Here is a 19058-nt window from a genome sequence, read left to right as displayed (position 1 = left end):
ATTCTTTCTTCCGTTCGCTGAAAAACTAATACACCACGGCGTAAACATACTATGCCAAATGGCGCAAAAGCCAAGAATATAAGTCTTTTGACTTTTGACTTTTGACTTTTGACTTCCCCATAGCGGTACTAGTTATTCCCACTCGATAGTTCCAGGTGGCTTGGAGGTGATATCGTAAACCACCCGATTTACACCTTTAACTTCATTGACAATTCGGTTAGAAATTACTTCCAACACATCGTAAGGGATACGCGCCCAATCAGCAGTCATCCCATCTTCGCTGGTGACAATCCGCAATACGATGGGGTAAGCATAGGTACGTTTATCGCCCATGACGCCGACGCTACGAATTGGTAGCAATACAGCGAATGCTTGCCATACATCATGATATAAGCCGCGTTGGTTAATTTCTTGACGGACAATTAAATCCGCATCCCGGAGGATGTTCAACCTTTCCGCAGTCACTTCACCGAGAATGCGAATTGCTAAACCAGGGCCGGGGAAAGGTTGGCGTTGTACAATTTCTTCTGGTAAGCCAATCGAACGCCCAACTTTGCGGACTTCATCTTTAAATAATTTCCGCAGTGGTTCTACTAGTTTAAATCTCAGGTCTTTGGGTAATCCGCCAACGTTGTGGTGACTCTTAATTTTTACCGCTACTCGTTCCCCTGTTTGGGGATCGACGTTGGTATCTGCGGATTCAATCACATCTGGATATAAGGTACCTTGAGCTAAATAGTCAAAGTGACCGAGTTGCTTGGATGTTTCTTCAAAGACGCGAATGAATTCATGACCGATGCGGCGACGCTTTTCTTCAGGATCGGTAACACCAACCATGATATTCAAAAAGCGATCGCGAGCATTCACATACTCTACAGGAATATGAAATTGCTCTTGGAATAACTTGACTAATCTTTCTGGCTCATACTTCCGCATAAAGCCTTGGTCAATAAACACGCAAGTTAGCTGATCGCCAATGGCTCTATGAAGTAAAAACGCCAAGGTAGAAGAATCAACTCCCCCAGATAAGGCTAATAATACGCGCTTCTCGCCAACTCTAGCGCGAATTTCCCGTACAGATTCTTCTACAAAAGCTGCTGTTGTCCAGGTGGGTTCGCAGTCGCAGATATGGTAAACGAAATTGCGGATTAAAGCCAAACCGCCGACAGAATGGACTACTTCTGGATGGAATTGCACGCCATAGAGTTTTCTCTCGTGATCGGCGATCGCGGCACAAGGAGTATTTTCTGTATGTGCCAGCAGTTCAAATCCTTGTGGCATCTTCATTACAGAGTCTCCGTGACTCATCCACATCGTCGTGCCATCTTCGACATTCGTTAGCAAATCTGTGGGATCGTCTATATATAGTGAAGCTTTACCATACTCGCCCCGATCCGCCTTTGCTACTTCCCCACCTAGCTGATTTACCATCAGTTGCATTCCATAGCACACACCCAAAATGGGAATCCCCAAATTCCAAATTTCTGGGTCACAATGGGGAGCGTACTCTGCATAAACTGAACTCGGGCCACCAGACAGGATAATTCCTTTGGGATTAAGTTGCCGTAAATGCTCAGCTGTCGTACGATAGGACAGGACTTCAGAGTATACTTGCGTCTCGCGGATGCGACGGGCAATTAGCTCAGAATACTGAGAACCGAAGTCCAGGATCACAATTATTTGGCGATTAAGCTGTCCCCAATGCTCATTTACTTGGGGTAATTGTTCAGTTAGTAGAGTCACCGCTGTATTCATGATGGCAAGAGAGTGTGTGTTAGACTAGAGAGTTGCTCTGTGGTTCAAGTTGATACCATTATTGGGCAGAGGGCTGAATAATGGTAAATAAATCCCTTAAACGCGCTTAATCAGTGCGTCAGTTTGGCCTAGCAATTTGGCCTGGTATTAAAAAAACAAAATTACCCTAGAGTTGCTACCAAAAAACTTATTTATTGGGATTATTTATGATTATTCATATTAAGTTAACATAATTTTCCGGATAACATACAAGCAGTTTTACTCTTCACGATAATTTTGCGATCGCGGTCAAACATTACTGAACCACACACTAGGCTAGACATACCATTTTGGCTATGATTGCGGATATATTCTTGTACGCGAGAGTCAATTGCTTCGGCGATCGCAGTATAAACTTGATTCACCCAATTACTGCTTGTAGTTACATCTAAGGATCTCAGGTACGTTAATGCAGCTTCAGCCGTTGGACTATCAAAGATAACTTGGATATCTGATTGTTTTAATCCCGCTAAACTACAGTAGGTAGCGAGAATTTCGCGCCTACCATCAGCTAGGTGATGATGGGTATGAAAAATCCCCCCGGCTAATTTCATGAGTTTGCCATGATAGCCAAATAATAAGAGTTCTTTCACGCCAAGAATATCCGCTTCTACTAACATTGGCCCTAACCAATTAGCAGTTTTGACTAACTGTTGGGGATTAATACCAATTTTTCTGGCTAAATCTAAACCATTTTCCCCAATACAAAATACCAAGCTGTCAAATTGGCTAGCTTTTTGTTGTAAATCAGCGCGAAAATTTGCGAGTTGTTCTGGTGTACTTAAAGGTTGGGAAATTCCCGAAGTTCCCAATAATGAAAGCCCTTCCACCACACCAAAAGCCGCATTAGAAGTGCGTAGTGCGAGCGATCGCCCAGCCGGTAAAATAATTGTGACTGTAATTCTTTCTCCTGGTGCTAAAAGTCGGCTTAAGTTCTCTGGCAATAATCTTTGCGCATAACCGTAAATCGCTGCTTTTCCCGCACCATTTTCTTGCTTACCAATCCCCTCGCCACCTTTAATAATTACTGCTTCGCCTTCACCCTCAGCCCATTCCACCATCGCCCAAATCGGTGTATTTTTCGTCAAGTCAAGATTATCCCCCGGATCGCTGCGGGTAATTGCCAAAGCCATATTTTCAGATAAGCCGGCTACCTGTTCAATGGGGATCTCAGCAACTTCGGCTGGTGTAATTAAATCTACGGTAACTACAGTTAAAGGTTGATGATAGCGTAACCAATGTAAAGCTGCGATCGCAGAAGCACAAGCAAAAACGGGAAGAGTGTATCCAGAACCGGAAATTGTCATTTGTCAGTAGTCATTAGTCATTGGTTAGGGGACTTACAAAAAATAAATTACCCAAATTCCGTAGTGCGAGCAGCGTTCGACTGAGCGCTCACGCCGAAGTCTTGCACGATGAATGAACACCAGCGAGCAAGATGCTCGCACTACAAATTGATTGGGTATTTAAAAAATTGGATGTCCCTAGAGACGCGATGAACCCTTGTCTGTACAATTGTGATTTGTCCCTTGTCCCTTGTCCCCTTAACGAAATCATGGAAGTCCCCACCTTCAGCGCTGAAGGTGGGGATGGACAGTGGGCGGCGACGATTGACCCCCGACCGATATCAACCGTTAGGTTGATAAGAGAGAGGGGCCGTTGATAGCGGAGCGTTAGCGAGTCTTCGCCCAAGGGGCGACGCTAAGAGCGAACGAGCGTCGGAGTCGCCAATTTTTGGATTTGGTAGCCTGTCAATCCAGTCTTCAAATAACTGGGTAACTGTTTTTTCCTTGGACTCTGCATAGAGCTTGAGCTTATCGTATCTTCTTTGGGAAAGCCTAATTCTGATAGATTTTTCTTTCATAATGTATCACTACTATGGATACATTTATGGTAATATATAGGTGGTTGTTGACCCACCCACACGGCTCATAACAAACGGTCACAGTAGCAGTAATATGCTTACCAAGTATAAGAGCGTGAGAAAGGGGGAAAGACCTCGGTCACTGGTTCGCATGATTGCGCTCTGCGGTAAAAGATAAGCCATACAGAGGTGTACGAGAAAGTAATAAAACTGCCTGCGGGAGGCGGGCGGCTGCGCGGGTTCTCCCCATGAGGAGATAAAGGTAGTAATACCAAAGACGCTGTGTAAGACCATCATCGGGTTTAGTCCCGAATATCCTTGTGATATACCCAACATGGCAACGGCGAATGAGACGCGAAACGTTGATGGTTGTCTTTGTGAAGCTCCGGCTTCAGCGAAGCAAGCCGGAGTACTTCACACACCTACTTTTAATAATAGAGCTTCCATCTCTTCCCATAATATTCCTTGTTGAATATAACGAGGTGCTTGTGGATTGTAAGGTGTGGCGACGCGATCGATACTGATAATTTTCGCTCCATCTGGCAACACTGGGACATCTGGATCAAATGCTGTTGGGCGCACTAAAGAACTAGAAAAACCCTTAAAGATAGCAATTGTATCTTCCTCATTGTCAACTTCCACCTGTACAACTAAGACTTCTTGGGGGCGTTTATTAGTATATTGTTCCAGCCGCTTACCAATGGAATTCATTTTTGCTCGATAGAGAATGTTGTAGACTAACGTGAAAATGGGCATGGGGCATGGGAAAGACAGATTTTCATGCTTGGTTGTGGGTTTTTCCGCGATCGCCTAGCTTAAAGTATTTTGAAGTTGATTGCAGTCACAATTACTGTTGGGTAGCGGAACGTCCCTGTTTACCTAGCTTAATTAAAACAAAGTAGCTCAGATAAAGCACATAAATAATTAAGGATGTGATGCCCAGAAAACCGAGAAATGCAGGTTTACTATTGGCATGAAAATATTCTTTAAATAATAATGGAGCTTCTAACCAAACTTGGCAATAGGAAGTTTTGAGAGTTCCAGCAGAAAAAGCGCAACCAACAAAAGGAATAAAGGCTATAGTTCCTAAAATTCCATAAATAGTGATCGCCCATCGCCAAGAAGTAAAAACTAATTTTAACGCCCCGTTTGCTTGATACTCAATTTCATCATTGAGATCTACCCAGAACCATAAAGAAATTGGGATCAATACACGCCCTAGCAAACCAGAGAGAAAACTGACGCCAAACCCACCAATCATTAAGTAAATAGTAATTGCCAATAAACTAGATACTCGCCAATAAATCGTTAATAAGCGTTGTATACCATCAGCTTTTTGCACAAAAGCCCAAATTAGCAGAATCAGGGGAATAATCACCATAAATATTACCGCCAGTCTGTAATCAATCCAAACAAATTGGCGAAACCAAACATCATTTTCCATAGTTTTTCCTAAACTATAAATTAACTAATGAAACTAAAAACAACTACCCTCAAGGATCTACATAGAAACAATACCCAATTTGTAGGGTGTCAGAAAATAATACAACTGCTTGGCACACCCTACTCACTTAAATATAGGATGATTTGGATTATGTATTTTTTTGTACTTCCTAATAGAGAGGAGTCACAGCTATTAGTCAGCTAACAGCTGTTACATGATAGCTAACAGTTTACATAAAACCAACTATTTAGCTATTTCAACAATAAACCCCACATCTGACTCATAGGGACAGTGTGGGATGAATTATTGGGCTTAATCTTTATAACAATTTGCAAAAAAACAAGCAACTCAATGTTTCGTAACTTTTATTTTGCACTAAATCATCACAATCTCCAGATGAGTTATAAAAACTGCTCTAGAGTATAGATGTGAGATTGATTTCCTACAAGCTCTAATGTTGATGAGGAGAGAGGTTTGGGGAAAATTTAAGCCTCAAAAATATTACCTCTAACAACCTTAAAGCTATTGATGATTGTTCCTACTTAATCAGCAAATCTTAAGATAAGTTGAACAAACATGCCAATAGGAGTTACATCAAGGTGCAAAATATCAGTAAAGCGAATCCTGGTTGCTTGTCTATTAGACCAAAATGACAAAAAGCCAGTTTACCAACTTAATTTTCAGTCATCGTAAACACGGCATTCTGCTGCTTCTGGATTGTCATCACAGTATTTTTCTAAGGAATTTTTCTGCTTATTTTGGCGCTGATGAGAGGCTTCAGCTTGCAGTTCTTCAACTGCATCCCAAGCCGCAGCACATTCAGCAGAGTTGCTACCTGAGATGTCACAGACAGCACGTGCTTGTTCAACTTCTACTTGGATTTGTTCTTGGATGTCGCTCATAGATTTAGTTTCGTTGTGTGGTGTTAATACCAGTATAGAAAAATCTAAAAATGGCGGTTTTTAGTTGTATCGTTCACCATTCTAACCACTTAGCTGTTAAGTTAGTGTTTGAGTCGGATGAACTATAACTAATACAATAAACGATCGCATAAGTACTAAATTTATATTTATCTTTGAAGATTTTGTAGAGTCGGTACTACAAAAGTATAATCATACAATATATTTAATGCATCTAGTAGGGAATCAAAACCCTAGCTCCTGATATCACAGCAAATTCTCCCCAGGAGCAAAAATCACGCAAAACAGCCCAACCAAAGAAAGAAGCCTAAAACTCATGGCAGATCGAATGCAATGGACAAATGCCCTGTCAACCCGTCCTTCTTTAGAAGCAGCTATTACAGATGTGGTAGAACGGGCTGTGTCATCGTTAACAGCACCTCCAGATTTAGGGCTGGTATTCATTTCCTCTGCATTTGCTAGCGAGTATTCCCGCCTCTTACCTTTGCTGGCTGAGAAACTTTCTGTCCCGGTACTAATTGGCTGTAGTGGTGGCGGTGTGATTGGCACTACAACTAAGGGACAAACTCAAGAACTAGAAGCAGAAGCAGCTTTAAGTCTGACTTTGGCTCATTTACCAGGGGTGGATGTCAAAGTTTTTCACATACTAGCGGATGAATTACCGGATTTGGATAGTTCACCAGATGCTTGGATTGATTTGATTGGCGTACCGCCATCACCCACACCCCAGTTTATTTTGCTATGCGGTTCCTTCGCTTCGGGAATTAATGATTTATTGCAGGGGCTAGATTTTGCTTATCCCGGCTCGGTAACAATAGGCGGACAAGCCAGCGCCGGGGGGATGAGTGGGCGGATGGCGCTATTTTGTAACGATCGCCTCTATCGCGAAGGTACTGTAGGATTGGCTTTGAGTGGCAATATTGTCTTAGAAACCATTGTGGCTCAAGGATGCCGACCAATTGGCGAGCCAATGCAAGTTACTAAAGCCGAACGCAATATTATCTTAGAACTGGATGAGCAAGTACCGTTAGTGCTATTGCGGGAATTAATCGCCAATCTTAGCGAAAAAGAGCGTATTTTAGCCCAACATTCTTTGTTTGTTGGGGTAGCAATGGATGGATTTAAACCATCTTTACAACAGGGAGACTTTTTAATTCGCGGGATTTTGGGTGTAGATCCTACAGCAGGTGCGATCGCAATTGGCGATCGCGTGCGTCCCGGACAACGTTTGCAATTTCACCTCCGCGATGCTGAAGCCTCCGCAGAAGATTTAGAAGTTCTCTTGCAACAATATCAAGACAGCCAAGCTGATGAAGTTGCAGCCGCAGCTGCTTTAATGTTTTCCTGTGTTGGGCGTGGTGAAGGACTCTACGGCAAACCCAATTTTGATTCTGAACTATTTAGGCGCTACATCAAAGATATCCCCGTCGGCGGTTTTTTCTGTAACGGCGAAATCGGCCCTGTAGCTGGTAGCACCTTTTTACACGGTTACACCTCAGTATTTGGCATTTGCCGCGCCTTAGATATCGAAGGTGAGAAGATGGTGTAGGGCATTGGGCATTGGGCATCCCTTCGGCTTCGCTCAGGGCGAGTGGGCATTGGGCATTGGGCATCCCTTCGGCTTCGCTCAGGGCGAGTGGGCATTGGGCATTGGGCAGAGACGCGATGAATCGCGTCTGTACAATTGTCCCTCTTCCCCTTCCCTTGTCTCACACTTCAATTCTTCTCCAGCAAGATGCTGCTATTGTTATCAATAAAAGTGGGAGTACCGCCGGCGGAAATTGCGCCATATTTTTGCATATAACGGCGTAGTTTTTGGGGAAATTGGGGAAAATCTAGCAATCCGTCACCATCGGCAATGGTTGCCCAAAAATCCCGCAAACTTGGCGCTAGTTCTTGGGCTTGCTGGGTTGGTAGGTTTAATGGCGGTAGAGTTAATAATTTCATCAGGAAGGGAAAAGAGCGATCGCCCATCCATTGTTTAGATAGCTGTTGCAAGTCGGGAAAATCTGGTACTGATTCTACTCGATGTGACAAAATTTGCAGCCATTGTCTGCCCAAGTTATCGCTGTGATACTCTAAAACTCTGTAAGGATGCGGATAACTGACTAAAGAGCCAGTAGTAATATCGTATACCCCTCCTGCATGGGCAACATCTTGTACATGTAAATGTCCTGTAAAAACTAAATTCACCCCGTAGCGCTGTAGTAACTGTACTAATTCCCTGGCATTTTGCAACATGTAGCGATTTGCCATTGGATGACAAGATTGATTAGGCAGATGTTCAACTACATTGTGATGTATCATCACTAGCACTAATTCATTCTTGCTGGCTGCTAGTACTTGTTCTAACCAATTCAGCTGTTCGCTGTCTAAACGTCCTATCTGTTGACCTTGCTCGTTAAAATTGTTGGAATTTAACCCAATCAGCCGGACTCCGGATAGCAATTGAGTAGTGTAGTAAAGTTTATTAGGATTTTCATAACCAAATTTGCGGTAATAATGGGGAAAATCAGCAAAACCAATGGATTGTTTATCTGCTATCACCACAGGGACATCATGATTACCAGGGACAACATACGCCGGAAAAGGTAACTGTGCTAAACGCTGTTGTAACCAAGCGTGATTTTCTGGTTCGCCATGCTGGGTTAAGTCACCTGGGAGGAGAACAAAATCTAAATCTAGTTGTGTTAAATGTTCTAAGACACTTTCAAAAGCTGGTATGCTGACCTCCACTAAATGAAATCGGCTAGGATGATCCCAGATGGTGTGGGGAAGGGCGATGTGTAAATCGCTCACTATGGCAAAACGAAAATTGAGAGACATTGATTCGGGATAGTTTTAAAAGTAGAGTTAAAACAAGTCTTTTCCAAAGAGTATAACGCTTGCTTTGTAACCCTGAGACGGATTGCTTTTACTTAATATTTATACACATTAAGGATTTATGATTTCCGTATGAAATTCTCGGCAGAATATACCAACTCTGCCTTGATGCAGATTATCTTGGTCATAGATGTTCATATATATTAGGTATGATGATATCTACCATTAGTGAGTTTCTGACAACTTTTAGATGGTAAGTAATATGTATAAAAAATCAAAAATCACTCAGTATTCAGCAAAAATAAATATTTAATATTTATTTGTTTTTACTTTGAAGATATTTACTTTAGGCTCACGAAAGCTATTGCAATTAGTGTAAAATATTAAATTCAATATTGTTACGTTAAGGAGAGTCTATCTTGTCCCCTGTCCGAGTACGTCAACATGTTAATCCACTTGCCCAAAAGTATCAAACAGCAGTCAAATCCCTAGATTGGGAAAAAGTTTATGCTCAACCGCACCAGCCACTACATCTAGATATTGGTTGTGCTAGGGGTAGATTTTTGTTGAATATGGCAAAGATAGAACCTAACTGGAATTTTCTCGGTTTGGAGATTAGAGAACCACTCGTAACAGAGGCTAATCAGTTATGTTCTGATTTAGGTTTCACAAACCTCCATTATTTATTTTGTAATGTCAATAAATCTTTAGAAACTCTTTTATCTTCTCTACCTGCTGGTACTTTACAGCGAGTGACAATTCAATTTCCCGATCCTTGGTTTAAAACTCGTCATGCGAAACGGCGAATAGTGCAACCAGATTTAGTCTCAGAATTAGCAAATTATCTTGCTGTTGGTGGTGTGGTATTTTTGCAATCGGATATAGAATCTTTAGCAATTGAAATGCGTAATAATTTTTGCCAACATCCAGCTTTTCAAAAGCTTAGTTCCCAAGATTGGATGGCAGAAAATCCGTTACCAGTTGCCACAGAACGAGAAATTGCGACTCAAAATAAAGGTGAACCAATTTACCGAACTTTATTTATCAAGCGGTAAAGCACATCATAATTCGTAATTACATTTTTTTAGTTATCTGACGTACAAATTTAATAATGTTGACTGTTGACTGTTGACTGTTAACAACTGACAACTGACTCTTGTACAGACGCGATTAATCGCGTCTCTAGCAAATGATATTTAACTCATTTCTTGCCATCCATGCATAGCAGCTATGGTTTTAATCGCCCATTCAATTGTGATGGGAGGTGCTTCGGAGATGATGGTACTAGGATAGACGGCTGTACCCCAGTTTGGATGTACTAGCATTCGGCATTTATTTTTAATAATCGGGTAATGAAGTAAAGCTTTGACGACGGCTGTGTCGTCATGGGGAACTGTTCCGGGATGGGAAAGTAAAGGATAGCCGGTGCGAGGATCTATGAGATCGGTTAAGTAATGGCGATCGCGCAGATTGAATGCTAAATCAAAACCAAACCGCATAAATTTTTCGCGTAAGCGTTCTTTTTCGGCTTCAATGATGGGGGTGCATTTATCTAATTGATACTGTGATTGCTGCAAAACAATCACTACCCATAAAACAGATTTCTGTTTCCAATCTGGTAATATCCGTTCGCAGTTGGCACAGATATACTGGCTAGGTGAATGAATGGAAATCTGAATAGCTTGTCCCGTTTTGCCAACTAAATTAATGGGATAGCTTTGCTCAGAAGAGTAAACTGGCGAATAGTTCACTACATTTGTGATGTTTTTGCAAGTTTTTAAGTTTAATCCTTGGAATTAATAATAACTCTTAAAACTTTATAAAAATCAGCAAATTTCTATAATGTTGGAGTTAATTTACAGATTTGCGGGTGAAGTGTTAAGTTTTAATCTGATTTTTATCTTTTATTAACTTAATTCCCAGTAACCTGATTTGTTTACTTGCATTGAGTGTCAGTTGATAGTATAGAGTTTTAAATTGCAGACTTTCCCAACTGAAAGTTGATGGTAGGTCAATGTTTTATCCATTGCGTTGAGTTAACCTACATCTCAAACTATCAGATATATCATCGGGAAATAGTACGCACAGCACAAATTATGCGATTTTCAGCCTATCAAGACAAAAACGTTATCCCAATTTAAATAGTGTTGGCGGTACATCTATATATTCTAAAGGGCATGGCAATGCCATGCCCCTACAATTTGTTGCATTCTGTATTTTCGATAAAATTAATCTAGCTTTAAAGCATTTACGGGTACATCATCCCAAGAATCAACCTTCCGTAATTGGGCTACCCAACCGGATGCTTTTTGTTTCTCGTTTAAGTTATTCTCAAAGGATTCATGACAATCTTTGGCTTGAGACTCGTTACAAGAAGCAATACAAGCATGGATCATCCCTGACGGATCGATTTGTTCGTTTACCCAAATAGTCATAGGTTTGCCCTCAAAACTGTAGCGAAAAAATCTATTTGTATTTCTAGAATAATATTAAATCTGAAATTTGCTGTTGAGCTAAAATTTAATTATTCTAATGAGTTAAGAATCATAACTAGCAGTAAGACTTTTTTTCACGCAGTCAGCCTAAGACATGACAAATCAAGGGTTGAGTCAGAGTTATGATAATAGTTGATTAGCAGAAATTTATATTCATTGATAATAATACAATAATCGTAATATTAGGGAAAAGATGAAACTTGTACTTTTCCCCAACAATAAAGATTTGTTGATAGCTGACTAGGGTTTTTGAGTGGCGATCGCTAATTTAGCACCTTTTACCTGACGTAATCGATCCATGACAGCCACTACCTTACCGTGATTAACTCGTTCATCGGCGTTAATTACCACTAAGGCTTCGGGATTATTACCCATAAATGTACGGACTTGTTCTCCTAATACCTCGATATCCACCGCTTTGCGGTTTACACTGATTTTGCCTTCTGCATCTAATGTAACAGTAATCGGAGCGCTGGCTTGTTGTTGTGCCGATCCGGCTTTAGGTAAATTAACTGGTAACCCTTCTGAACGAGTTAAAAACAAAGTTGACATGATAAAAAACGTCAAAATCGCAAAAATCACATCGATCATGGGGACGATGTTAATCTGGGCGGGAATATCTGGTTCATCTGGTAGGCGCATAGGATCTGTCTCCTCTTTCATAGCGACGGCGGTAAAGTAATTCTAACTGTCCGCCATATTCTTGAATCCAAGCTATCTGGCGCATGTACAATCCGCGAAAGGAATTGGCAAAGAAAAGTGTAAAGATAGCGACAATTAATCCTGAGGCTGTAGATACTAAGGCTTGACTAATCCCCCCAGTTACATTTGATGTTTTTGTACTACCAACATCACCAATATCTAAGGATTCAAAAGAGATAATTAATCCTAAAACTGTACCGAGAAGTCCTAACAGGGGTGCCAGACCAATGATAGTATCAAAAATGTTTTGAAAGCGCTTGAGTAAGGGAATTTCGGCTTGGGCTTCGCTTTCTAAGGCTAAACGGAATTCTTCTGGAGTCGGTTCTTCTAATTCTAAAGCGGCGAGAAAAATCCGCGACATGGGTAAATCAGCATTTTGCTGCAATTTATCTAAAGCGCCAACTACATTATCTAGACGATACAGTTGTAATACTTCTCGGACTACGCGATTTTGCCGATTATTTATTTTCACCCAAAAGACGATTCTTTCAATAATTAGCGCTACTGCTAAGATAGAAAATCCTAACAGAGGCCACATCACCACGCCGCCTGCTGTAAATAAATTACCAATATTATTCATCGAGAATTTTGCCACTCCTCAACAATCTTAAAATTACAAACCACTGGATTAACTAAGCTGGTATCATAGCTTAAAATCTCCAGTCAATCTTTGACAATGTGTCATAGTTGAAATATTCATTTTTAATATATGCAGATTTTATACCAATTCAAATAATTTTGGCGACACATTAATCCAATTTAGAGGGCATGGCATTGCCATGCCCCTACAATATGTCACCTTATTTTTGTAAATTGGTATTAGGTAATCATACAAACTATGTAAACTTGGCATTGCCCAGCCTACAGTATAAATATGATGATTTATTTTTTAATAAATACTTAATTGACTTTAGCGACAACATCTATATCATCACTTTTTAATTGCCCATCTTCCATATAAATAATGCGATCGGCAATATCGAGAATACGGTTGTCATGGGTTACTAATAATATTGTACAGCCTTGTTCTTTGGCTAATTTTTGCATTAATTCGACAACATCACGCCCTGATTTTTTATCGAGTGCGGCTGTAGGTTCGTCTGCTAAGACAATTTTGGGATGACTGACTAAGGCGCGGGCGATCGCAACTCGCTGCTTTTGTCCTCCAGAAAGGTTTTCGGCGTAGTAATTGACACGTTCTCCTAGCCCTACAGTTTCTAGCATAGCGATCGCTTTACTATCCAAGTCTTGATGTAGATACTGATCGTGTAACTCTAACGACATGCGCACGTTTTCTTTAGCTGTTAAAAATGTCATCAAGTTATGGGCTTGAAAAATGTAACCAATCTGGCGACGTAGTTTAGTTAATTGCTGTTTGTTAGCACCACAAATTTCTTGTCCTAAGATTTTTAAGCTACCATCTTGAGCCGATCGCAATCCCCCCATGAGGGTTAAAAGCGTTGTTTTACCAGACCCAGAAGGGCCAGTCATAATGACTATTTCACCAGCTTTAATGCCTAAATTAATATCAAATAATACTTGTTTTTTTAGCGCACCCGAACCAAAATAATGATTCAGATTACTAATACTAATTACTGGTTCTAAAGCGGTTGATGGAGATTCGATAAACATAGGATTTTGAGAGATTTAATAACAGTCAACAGTCAACAATCAACAACCAACATTTAAACTAGAAAATATCGGCGGGATCGGCAGCGCGGAGTTTGCGCATAGCGATCGCCCCGGAGAAAGTACACATAACAATAGTTAAAATAAATACCCTAATGGCTCGTTCTACTGTCATGGAAATGGGCAATAATGTTGCGGTGTAGGTTAGCTGATATAGCCCTAAAGACAGGAAAAAGGAGGGTAAAAAACCTAAGATAGCTAAGAATAATGCTTCTTGTAACAAAACTCCGAGTAAATAGCGATCGCTATAACCCATTGCTTTGAGGGTGGCGTATTCTGGTAAATGATCGGAAACATCGGAATAGAGGATTTGATAAACAATGACGATCCCGACGATAAATCCTACACCGACACCTAAGCCAAAAATAAAGCCAATACCAGTACCGGTAGCCCAATAATTTTTTTCAATTTGGGCAAAGCCTTCGGGGGTAAGAACGAGAACATCTTTAGGTAAAATCGCTTCTAATTGCGATCGTACTTTTTCCGGTTCAGCATCAGGTTTGAGAGTAATTAAGCCGACTTCGATGCGATCGGCTTTGCGATCGGGGAAGAGTTGCAAAAAGGTAGAATCACTAGTAATTACATTTCCATCAGCAGCAAAGGAAGCACCATTACTAAATACACCTTTGACATTAATAGCTTTGCTATTTAATTCAGTTTGAAAGTTACCTGTTTGCTTTAAAGTAGTAGCAATATCGCCATATTCAGGACGACCTGCTTGGTCAAACATGACTTGATATAATTGCTTCAAATCATTTTGATGTTGCTTGATTTCTGGGAATAAAAAAGCGGGTTGTGCTGGATCTATTCCCCAAACTAAAATGGCGCGATCGAGACGAGTTTGGGGATTTCGCCATTGTCCGGTGCTGATGTAAACCGAGTTTACCGATTTCACGCTGTCATGACTTAATGTTTGATATAAGCGTTCGCGAGAAAAGCTTTTAACTGAAAATAAAGTCTGAAATTGGGGATTAATTAAAACTAAATCTGCTTGTAAATTCCGATGGGGTTTGATGGCTGCATCAAACAGCGCACTCTCAAAACCCAACTGAATAAACATTAGCATATCAGCAAAGGTAATACCTGCCACTGCTACAGCGAGGCGGGTTTTTTCTTTCATTAACTGTCGCCAAGCTAGCGGTGTTTTACGGAATTTAGGAAACATCTAGAAATCACCCCTTAATAATTTGGTATTTCACTTTGCTGTTCAATTTTGCGTTGTCGCATTAACAGAAATAAAGGCAGCCCAAATGAAACACCGACTAAAAGATTACACAATACATAAATCCAGAGATTTCTCATTTTTAGGCTTGTTCCTTCCCAAAATACTAATGTCCAGAAAGTTAGGGAAGAAATAATCACATCCATGCCAAAGAAACCAGAAATTTGATTAGCAAATAGCTGGTCAAAAAATAGCTTGATATCCAAACCATTTTCTAAAATAAATGGTATGAATTGCGAGTAAGGTAAAACGAAGCCCAGGATACAAAGTAAAAGGTATATAATTTGCATCATGATTATATCCACCTGCGAGAAATTACTGTTTTTTGCGAATTTCTAATCAGACTTTATATCGAACATTCGTTATGCTTTACATTAAATAAACTTTACAGTTCGATTGCTGTTTGTACTTGCAAGTTTGTCAAACCTGCAACTCGTTTGCTATCTTCAGGGTTAAGGCGAATTTTCACTTCAACTACTCGGCTATCAAGGTTTTCTCCGGGTTGGTTGCTAAAAACGTTTTGTCTATTAACTTGTAAGCCTACTTGAGAAACTTTACCGCCTATTTCTCCTGTAAATGCTTGACCGGTAATTACGGCTTTTTGTCCTAGTTTTACCTTGCTAATATCACTTTGATAAACTTCGGCAACTGCTATCATTTGGTCAGTTTGAGCAAAATCTGCAATTCCTGATTCGCCGATTTTCTCGCCAGCGCGGTAATGAATTTTGAGAATTTGTCCGGCGGTGGGTGCTTTGATATAAGCTGCTGCTAAGTCTGTTTGGGCACGTTTGAGGGATGCGATCGCATTGTCTACTTCTGTTTGCGCTGCGGCTATATCTACGGGGCGGACTTCGGCAATACTATTTAATGTGGCTTTGGCTTCGCTGATTTGTTTATTACCTGTGGCGTTAATTCGGTTAAGTGCTACTTTCTCTTCTGCTAGTTGTCTCTTAGCAGTAGTATTGATCCGGTTGAGAACGGCTTTGGCTTCATCTAGCTGTTGTTTGGTGGTTTCTACGCTCAAACGCTTACTATCAAATGCAGAGCTAGAAATTGCCCCATCTTTATATAATTGTTGATAACGCAGATATTCTGCTTCGGCATTATTCAGTTCGGCTGCAAGTTTTTTAATTGTCGCTTCTTGGGCGATTCTATCTCCTTGCCATTGTGCCTCTAAACGGGCGATCGCTTCTTGTTGACTTTGGCGATCGCCTTGAGATTGGGCTTGTAAACGTTCCACTGTGGCTTGTTGTGCTTGAATGTCGCCGGTTTTCGCCCCAGCTTTCACTTGCGCGAGTTTCGCCTGCGCCACTTGCACTTGTTTTTGCGCTTGGAGTACCGCAGTTTGCAAGCGATCGCGCGAATCTAAAACGGCGATTACTTGTCCACCTTTAACGCGATCGCCTTCTTCTACCAAAATTTTCGCAATGCGATCGCCATCTAAGGCTAAAGGCGCAGACAACTTAATTACCTCAGCTTCTGGTTGCAGTCTTCCTAAAGCCGTGACTTTTTGTACCACTGGTGCAGCTGGTACTTCCGAGGAAGCAGTGCGCCCAAATTGACCAAATTGAGAAATCGTATAAACAGCAATGCCACTAGTAATTGCTGTAGCCGCAATTCCTAATACAATTATTCCGCGATTTTGTGGTTTAAAAAACACCCTGTGTAGCATATTTTCCTCTTAATTAGTCATTTGTCATTTGTCATTTGTCATTGCTTAGAGACGCGATGAATCGCGTCTGTACAATTGTCCTCCTTGTCCTCCCTCTATAGCAATCCTAAATCATTTGTGAAATTCACTAATTCTCAGTTTTTTCTCTTATCCTTGGCGTACTTGGCACGGCAGTTGCTTCAAGTCGGCAAAGCCGCCCAACGCACTGCCTCGTCTTGGCGGTTCATTAAAAAATAATGTTCACAACTCACATAGGATTGCTATAGCCCCTATTTATCTGCAAATACGCCGCGAGCATTTTACCTAATAAAGCGCATTGTTCTGTAAAACAAATCGTTTCATCTCCCCATAGTTTTTCCAAAATCAAACCATTGACGAAACTCAATAAAAAGGAAGCTATAACTGGATCTTCAATTCCTAAAAAATCACAGGCTGCTTGTTGATATCGCTGATTAGCCCGCTTCAAAGCACCACTAATTTTTATTTGTTCCGAGTCTTGATGTTGACAAAAATCAACCCAAATGTATGTCCACTTAATAAAGTAATCTTCGTTTTTGATTAAGTATCTGGCTAATGCTGCCATTGCTTCTGGTAGTGTTTTTTTACCTCCTAATTCTGCTAAGGCTAATGCCACATCTTGCTGGCTAATTTCTTCTAATAATTGTTCAAATAACGCTTGTTTACTGGGAAAATAATGATACAGCGTTCCCGTAGATACATTTAAGCCTTGGGCTATTTCCCTCATGGTGATGGCGCTATAGCCTTTTTGCGCAAATAAATCAAAGCACTTACCGAGCAGTTCTTTGCGGTATTGTTCGCGATCAACAATCTTCGGCATAATTGGACTAATTTATATCGAACGCTCGTTATATATTAAAGATATAATCCTTAACACTGAGTTGTCAAGATACAGTTGATAAGTTAAATATTTTTCTTTTTCTAAATCAATTGAAAACCTCAAACAACAGATTGATTGCCATGCATTTCTTTGCTGGGACTACGATGCATAATTAGTAAAAGGTGGCAACCTCCATTGATGGAAAAGCGTCTCATCTTTAGTTGTAGATGCGATTACTCCACAGCCTCAAACAGATACTAACGTGATTAAACGATCGGCATGAAATTTCCCATTTTATTTGGCTCTATACTTTCCCAGATTAAAGGACAACATTGGTGGTTAGGTATTCTCTTGTGGATAGCTTTGGTTGCACCGGCGCAAGCATCTGTAATCTTACGCATCGCCATAGAGAGGAATGTTAATCAAGTAAAAGTTGGGAGTTCGACAGCAGCAGTCATCAAGGATGGAACAGGACGGACTCTCGGACAATTACCAGCGATGAGTGCGTTTTATGCGCAAGCTGTTTCTGGTGGTGTCGCTTTAGATAAATGGCAATCTGGTTTATTTTGGATTGAGCCTACAGGTAAAGGATTCGTTTATATTGGCGATCGCTGGTATCGCGGTAGAACTCTGGTTGTACCCACAGATAAAGGCTTAACAGCCGTTAACTGGGTAGATACAGAGGAGTATCTTTACAGCGTTATCGGTGGGGAAATGGACTCCCGATGGCCGCAAGAAGCTTTAAAAGCCCAAGCGATCGCCGCACGCACTTATGCTTTATACGAAAGAGAAAAGCAACGCAGTAACCCCATTTTTGATTTAGGCGATACTCCAGATCGCTGGCAAATTTATAAAGGTGTCAGTAGTGAGTCTCCTGGAACCTACGCCGCAGTTGATGCTACAGCTGGGCAAGTATTAACCTACAACAACAAAATTATTCTCTCAGTTTTCCACGCTTGCTCAGGCGGACATACAGAAAATGTCGAAGATGTCTGGCAAAGCAAAGAACCTTACCTACGTGCAGTTCAAGATTACGATCAAAATATTAAAGAGTGTAATTGGGTGAGAAGCTTCACGCCTGGGGAAATCGGTTCTATGATTTCTGGTGTCGGTAATGTCAAAGATATGATACCCGAAGAACGTTCGCCATTTCAAAGCGTGAAAGCCCTGCGAATTATTGGCGATCGCGGTACGAAAGTACTCAAAGGTGAACAAGTACGTACTGCACTGAGGCTAAAAAGCACTCGCTTTAACGTCAGTAAAGGTGCTGATGGTAGCTTTATCCTCCAAGGGCTAGGCTTTGGTCACGGCATCGGCATGAGTCAATGGGGAGCGTATAATTTAGCACGCCAAGGCGCAAACCATCTACAAATTTTGGGACATTATTACCAAGGTGTAGCTTTAACTCCAATTAAAGCTAAGTAATATTTTCCTCATCACTCATGCTGAAAAACTTCATCCCCGTTCGGCTGACGCTCACGGCGGAAGCCTTGTGGATGGAGTTTTTGATTTTCTGGAAGTCCGTGAAACCTATTTTTGCACTCAACTGCCAAAAAACTGCATAAGCTGCAAATCGCTAGATATATAGTATCTCG

18 protein-coding genes are annotated in these 19058 nt (G+C 41.0%); 3 read left to right on the top strand and 15 right to left on the bottom strand.

The annotated features are described in order from the left end of the window. Positions 1 to 132 precede the first annotated feature (132 nt). The 5 genes from guaA to AACW45_RS19505 all read right to left on the bottom strand — a co-directional run bounded on the left by guaA (position 133) and on the right by AACW45_RS19505 (position 6004). Positions 133 to 1755 (bottom strand): glutamine-hydrolyzing GMP synthase, encoded by a 1623-nt coding sequence (gene guaA / locus AACW45_RS19525; protein WP_190628686.1) that lies wholly within the window; start codon positions 1753 to 1755, stop codon positions 133 to 135. Between the two features lie 224 nt (positions 1756 to 1979). Further along, positions 1980 to 3101, bottom strand: coding sequence for a cobalt-precorrin-5B (C(1))-methyltransferase CbiD (cbiD, locus tag AACW45_RS19520; protein ID WP_190628684.1), 1122 nt, complete (start codon positions 3099 to 3101; stop codon positions 1980 to 1982). A gap of 971 nt (positions 3102 to 4072) precedes the next feature. Further along, positions 4073 to 4369, bottom strand: coding sequence for a DUF7734 family protein (locus AACW45_RS19515; protein WP_190628768.1), 297 nt, complete (start codon positions 4367 to 4369; stop codon positions 4073 to 4075). 136 nt (positions 4370 to 4505) lie between these two features. Next, on the bottom strand, positions 4506 to 5102 hold the full coding sequence (locus tag AACW45_RS19510; RefSeq protein WP_190628682.1) for a DUF3177 family protein: 597 nt from the start codon (positions 5100 to 5102) through the stop codon (positions 4506 to 4508). Positions 5103 to 5782: 680 nt separating this feature from the next. Next, a complete protein-coding gene (locus AACW45_RS19505; protein WP_190539034.1) occupies positions 5783 to 6004 on the bottom strand; it encodes a Calvin cycle protein CP12 in 222 nt (73 codons plus the stop codon). 334 nt (positions 6005 to 6338) lie between these two features. Between AACW45_RS19505 and AACW45_RS19500 the strand changes: the two genes are divergently transcribed. Next, positions 6339 to 7571 carry an FIST signal transduction protein gene (locus AACW45_RS19500; protein ID WP_190628680.1) on the top strand — a complete coding sequence of 411 codons (1233 nt, stop codon included), beginning with the start codon at positions 6339 to 6341 and terminating at the stop codon, positions 7569 to 7571. A gap of 167 nt (positions 7572 to 7738) precedes the next feature. Here AACW45_RS19500 and AACW45_RS19495 read toward each other — a convergent pair whose 3' ends face one another. Continuing rightward, positions 7739 to 8848, bottom strand: coding sequence for a metallophosphoesterase family protein (locus AACW45_RS19495; RefSeq protein WP_190628677.1), 1110 nt, complete (start codon positions 8846 to 8848; stop codon positions 7739 to 7741). A 416-nt stretch (positions 8849 to 9264) separates the two neighbouring features. Between AACW45_RS19495 and trmB the strand changes: the two genes are divergently transcribed. Next, positions 9265 to 9900, top strand: a complete 636-nt coding sequence (gene trmB / locus AACW45_RS19490) for a tRNA (guanosine(46)-N7)-methyltransferase TrmB (protein ID WP_190628675.1) — start codon at positions 9265 to 9267, stop codon at positions 9898 to 9900. Between the two features lie 141 nt (positions 9901 to 10041). Here the strand turns inward: trmB and AACW45_RS19485 are convergent, their stop codons facing one another. The 9 genes from AACW45_RS19485 to AACW45_RS19445 form a co-directional block, all read right to left on the bottom strand. Continuing rightward, positions 10042 to 10596, bottom strand: a complete 555-nt coding sequence (locus tag AACW45_RS19485) for a methylmalonic aciduria and homocystinuria type D protein (protein ID WP_190628672.1) — start codon at positions 10594 to 10596, stop codon at positions 10042 to 10044. Between the two features lie 477 nt (positions 10597 to 11073). Then, positions 11074 to 11280 (bottom strand): glycogen debranching protein, encoded by a 207-nt coding sequence (locus tag AACW45_RS19480; protein ID WP_096645949.1) that lies wholly within the window; start codon positions 11278 to 11280, stop codon positions 11074 to 11076. Between the two features lie 300 nt (positions 11281 to 11580). Continuing rightward, the gene (locus AACW45_RS19475) at positions 11581 to 11982 is read right to left on the bottom strand and encodes an ExbD/TolR family protein (protein ID WP_190539030.1); all 402 of its coding nucleotides are present in this window, start codon (positions 11980 to 11982) and stop codon (positions 11581 to 11583) included. Then, a complete protein-coding gene (locus AACW45_RS19470) occupies positions 11966 to 12622 on the bottom strand; it encodes a MotA/TolQ/ExbB proton channel family protein (protein ID WP_096645951.1) in 657 nt (218 codons plus the stop codon). Before AACW45_RS19470 ends, AACW45_RS19475 begins: the two co-directional genes overlap by 17 nt. A 320-nt stretch (positions 12623 to 12942) precedes the next feature. Continuing rightward, positions 12943 to 13674: a DevA family ABC transporter ATP-binding protein gene (locus AACW45_RS19465; RefSeq protein ID WP_190628669.1), complete on the bottom strand. Its 732-nt coding sequence runs from the start codon at positions 13672 to 13674 to the stop codon at positions 12943 to 12945. Between the two features lie 58 nt (positions 13675 to 13732). Then, complete coding sequence (devC, locus tag AACW45_RS19460; protein WP_190628667.1) at positions 13733 to 14896, bottom strand: ABC transporter permease DevC; 1164 nt, start codon at positions 14894 to 14896, stop codon at positions 13733 to 13735. Positions 14897 to 14910: 14 nt separating this feature from the next. Further along, positions 14911 to 15246, bottom strand: coding sequence for a DUF2834 domain-containing protein (locus AACW45_RS19455; protein WP_190628664.1), 336 nt, complete (start codon positions 15244 to 15246; stop codon positions 14911 to 14913). A gap of 92 nt (positions 15247 to 15338) precedes the next feature. After that, positions 15339 to 16625 carry an ABC exporter membrane fusion protein gene (locus tag AACW45_RS19450; RefSeq protein WP_190628662.1) on the bottom strand — a complete coding sequence of 429 codons (1287 nt, stop codon included), beginning with the start codon at positions 16623 to 16625 and terminating at the stop codon, positions 15339 to 15341. 247 nt (positions 16626 to 16872) lie between these two features. Next, the gene (locus AACW45_RS19445) at positions 16873 to 17463 is read right to left on the bottom strand and encodes a TetR/AcrR family transcriptional regulator (RefSeq protein WP_190628659.1); all 591 of its coding nucleotides are present in this window, start codon (positions 17461 to 17463) and stop codon (positions 16873 to 16875) included. 279 nt (positions 17464 to 17742) lie between these two features. On the opposite strand from AACW45_RS19445, the gene AACW45_RS19440 reads away from it, so the two are divergent. Beyond that, positions 17743 to 18888 (top strand): SpoIID/LytB domain-containing protein, encoded by a 1146-nt coding sequence (locus AACW45_RS19440; RefSeq protein WP_190628656.1) that lies wholly within the window; start codon positions 17743 to 17745, stop codon positions 18886 to 18888. Positions 18889 to 19058: the final 170 nt, after the last annotated feature.

Source organism: Calothrix sp. FACHB-168 (assembly GCF_963889195.1).
In the GTDB taxonomy this organism is placed as follows: Bacteria; Cyanobacteriota; Cyanobacteriia; order Cyanobacteriales; family Nostocaceae; genus Aulosira; species Aulosira anomala_A.
Note: the sequence above shows the minus strand (reverse complement) of the source record. Positions and strands in the feature narration are given on the sequence as shown.

Coding starts and splice junctions, on each gene's coding strand:
- guaA (WP_190628686.1), bottom strand. CDS start 1,755: ATGAATACAGCGGTGACTCTACTAACTGAACAATTACCCCAAGTAAAT.
- cbiD (WP_190628684.1), bottom strand. CDS start 3,101: ATGACAATTTCCGGTTCTGGATACACTCTTCCCGTTTTTGCTTGTGCT.
- AACW45_RS19515 (WP_190628768.1), bottom strand. CDS start 4,369: ATGAATTCCATTGGTAAGCGGCTGGAACAATATACTAATAAACGCCCC.
- AACW45_RS19510 (WP_190628682.1), bottom strand. CDS start 5,102: ATGGAAAATGATGTTTGGTTTCGCCAATTTGTTTGGATTGATTACAGA.
- AACW45_RS19505 (WP_190539034.1), bottom strand. CDS start 6,004: ATGAGCGACATCCAAGAACAAATCCAAGTAGAAGTTGAACAAGCACGT.
- AACW45_RS19500 (WP_190628680.1), top strand. CDS start 6,339: ATGGCAGATCGAATGCAATGGACAAATGCCCTGTCAACCCGTCCTTCT.
- AACW45_RS19495 (WP_190628677.1), bottom strand. CDS start 8,848: ATGTCTCTCAATTTTCGTTTTGCCATAGTGAGCGATTTACACATCGCC.
- AACW45_RS19480 (WP_096645949.1), bottom strand. CDS start 11,280: ATGACTATTTGGGTAAACGAACAAATCGATCCGTCAGGGATGATCCAT.
- AACW45_RS19475 (WP_190539030.1), bottom strand. CDS start 11,982: ATGCGCCTACCAGATGAACCAGATATTCCCGCCCAGATTAACATCGTC.
- AACW45_RS19470 (WP_096645951.1), bottom strand. CDS start 12,622: ATGAATAATATTGGTAATTTATTTACAGCAGGCGGCGTGGTGATGTGG.
- AACW45_RS19465 (WP_190628669.1), bottom strand. CDS start 13,674: ATGTTTATCGAATCTCCATCAACCGCTTTAGAACCAGTAATTAGTATT.
- devC (WP_190628667.1), bottom strand. CDS start 14,896: ATGTTTCCTAAATTCCGTAAAACACCGCTAGCTTGGCGACAGTTAATG.
- AACW45_RS19455 (WP_190628664.1), bottom strand. CDS start 15,246: ATGATGCAAATTATATACCTTTTACTTTGTATCCTGGGCTTCGTTTTA.
- AACW45_RS19450 (WP_190628662.1), bottom strand. CDS start 16,625: ATGCTACACAGGGTGTTTTTTAAACCACAAAATCGCGGAATAATTGTA.
- AACW45_RS19445 (WP_190628659.1), bottom strand. CDS start 17,463: ATGCCGAAGATTGTTGATCGCGAACAATACCGCAAAGAACTGCTCGGT.
- AACW45_RS19440 (WP_190628656.1), top strand. CDS start 17,743: ATGAAATTTCCCATTTTATTTGGCTCTATACTTTCCCAGATTAAAGGA.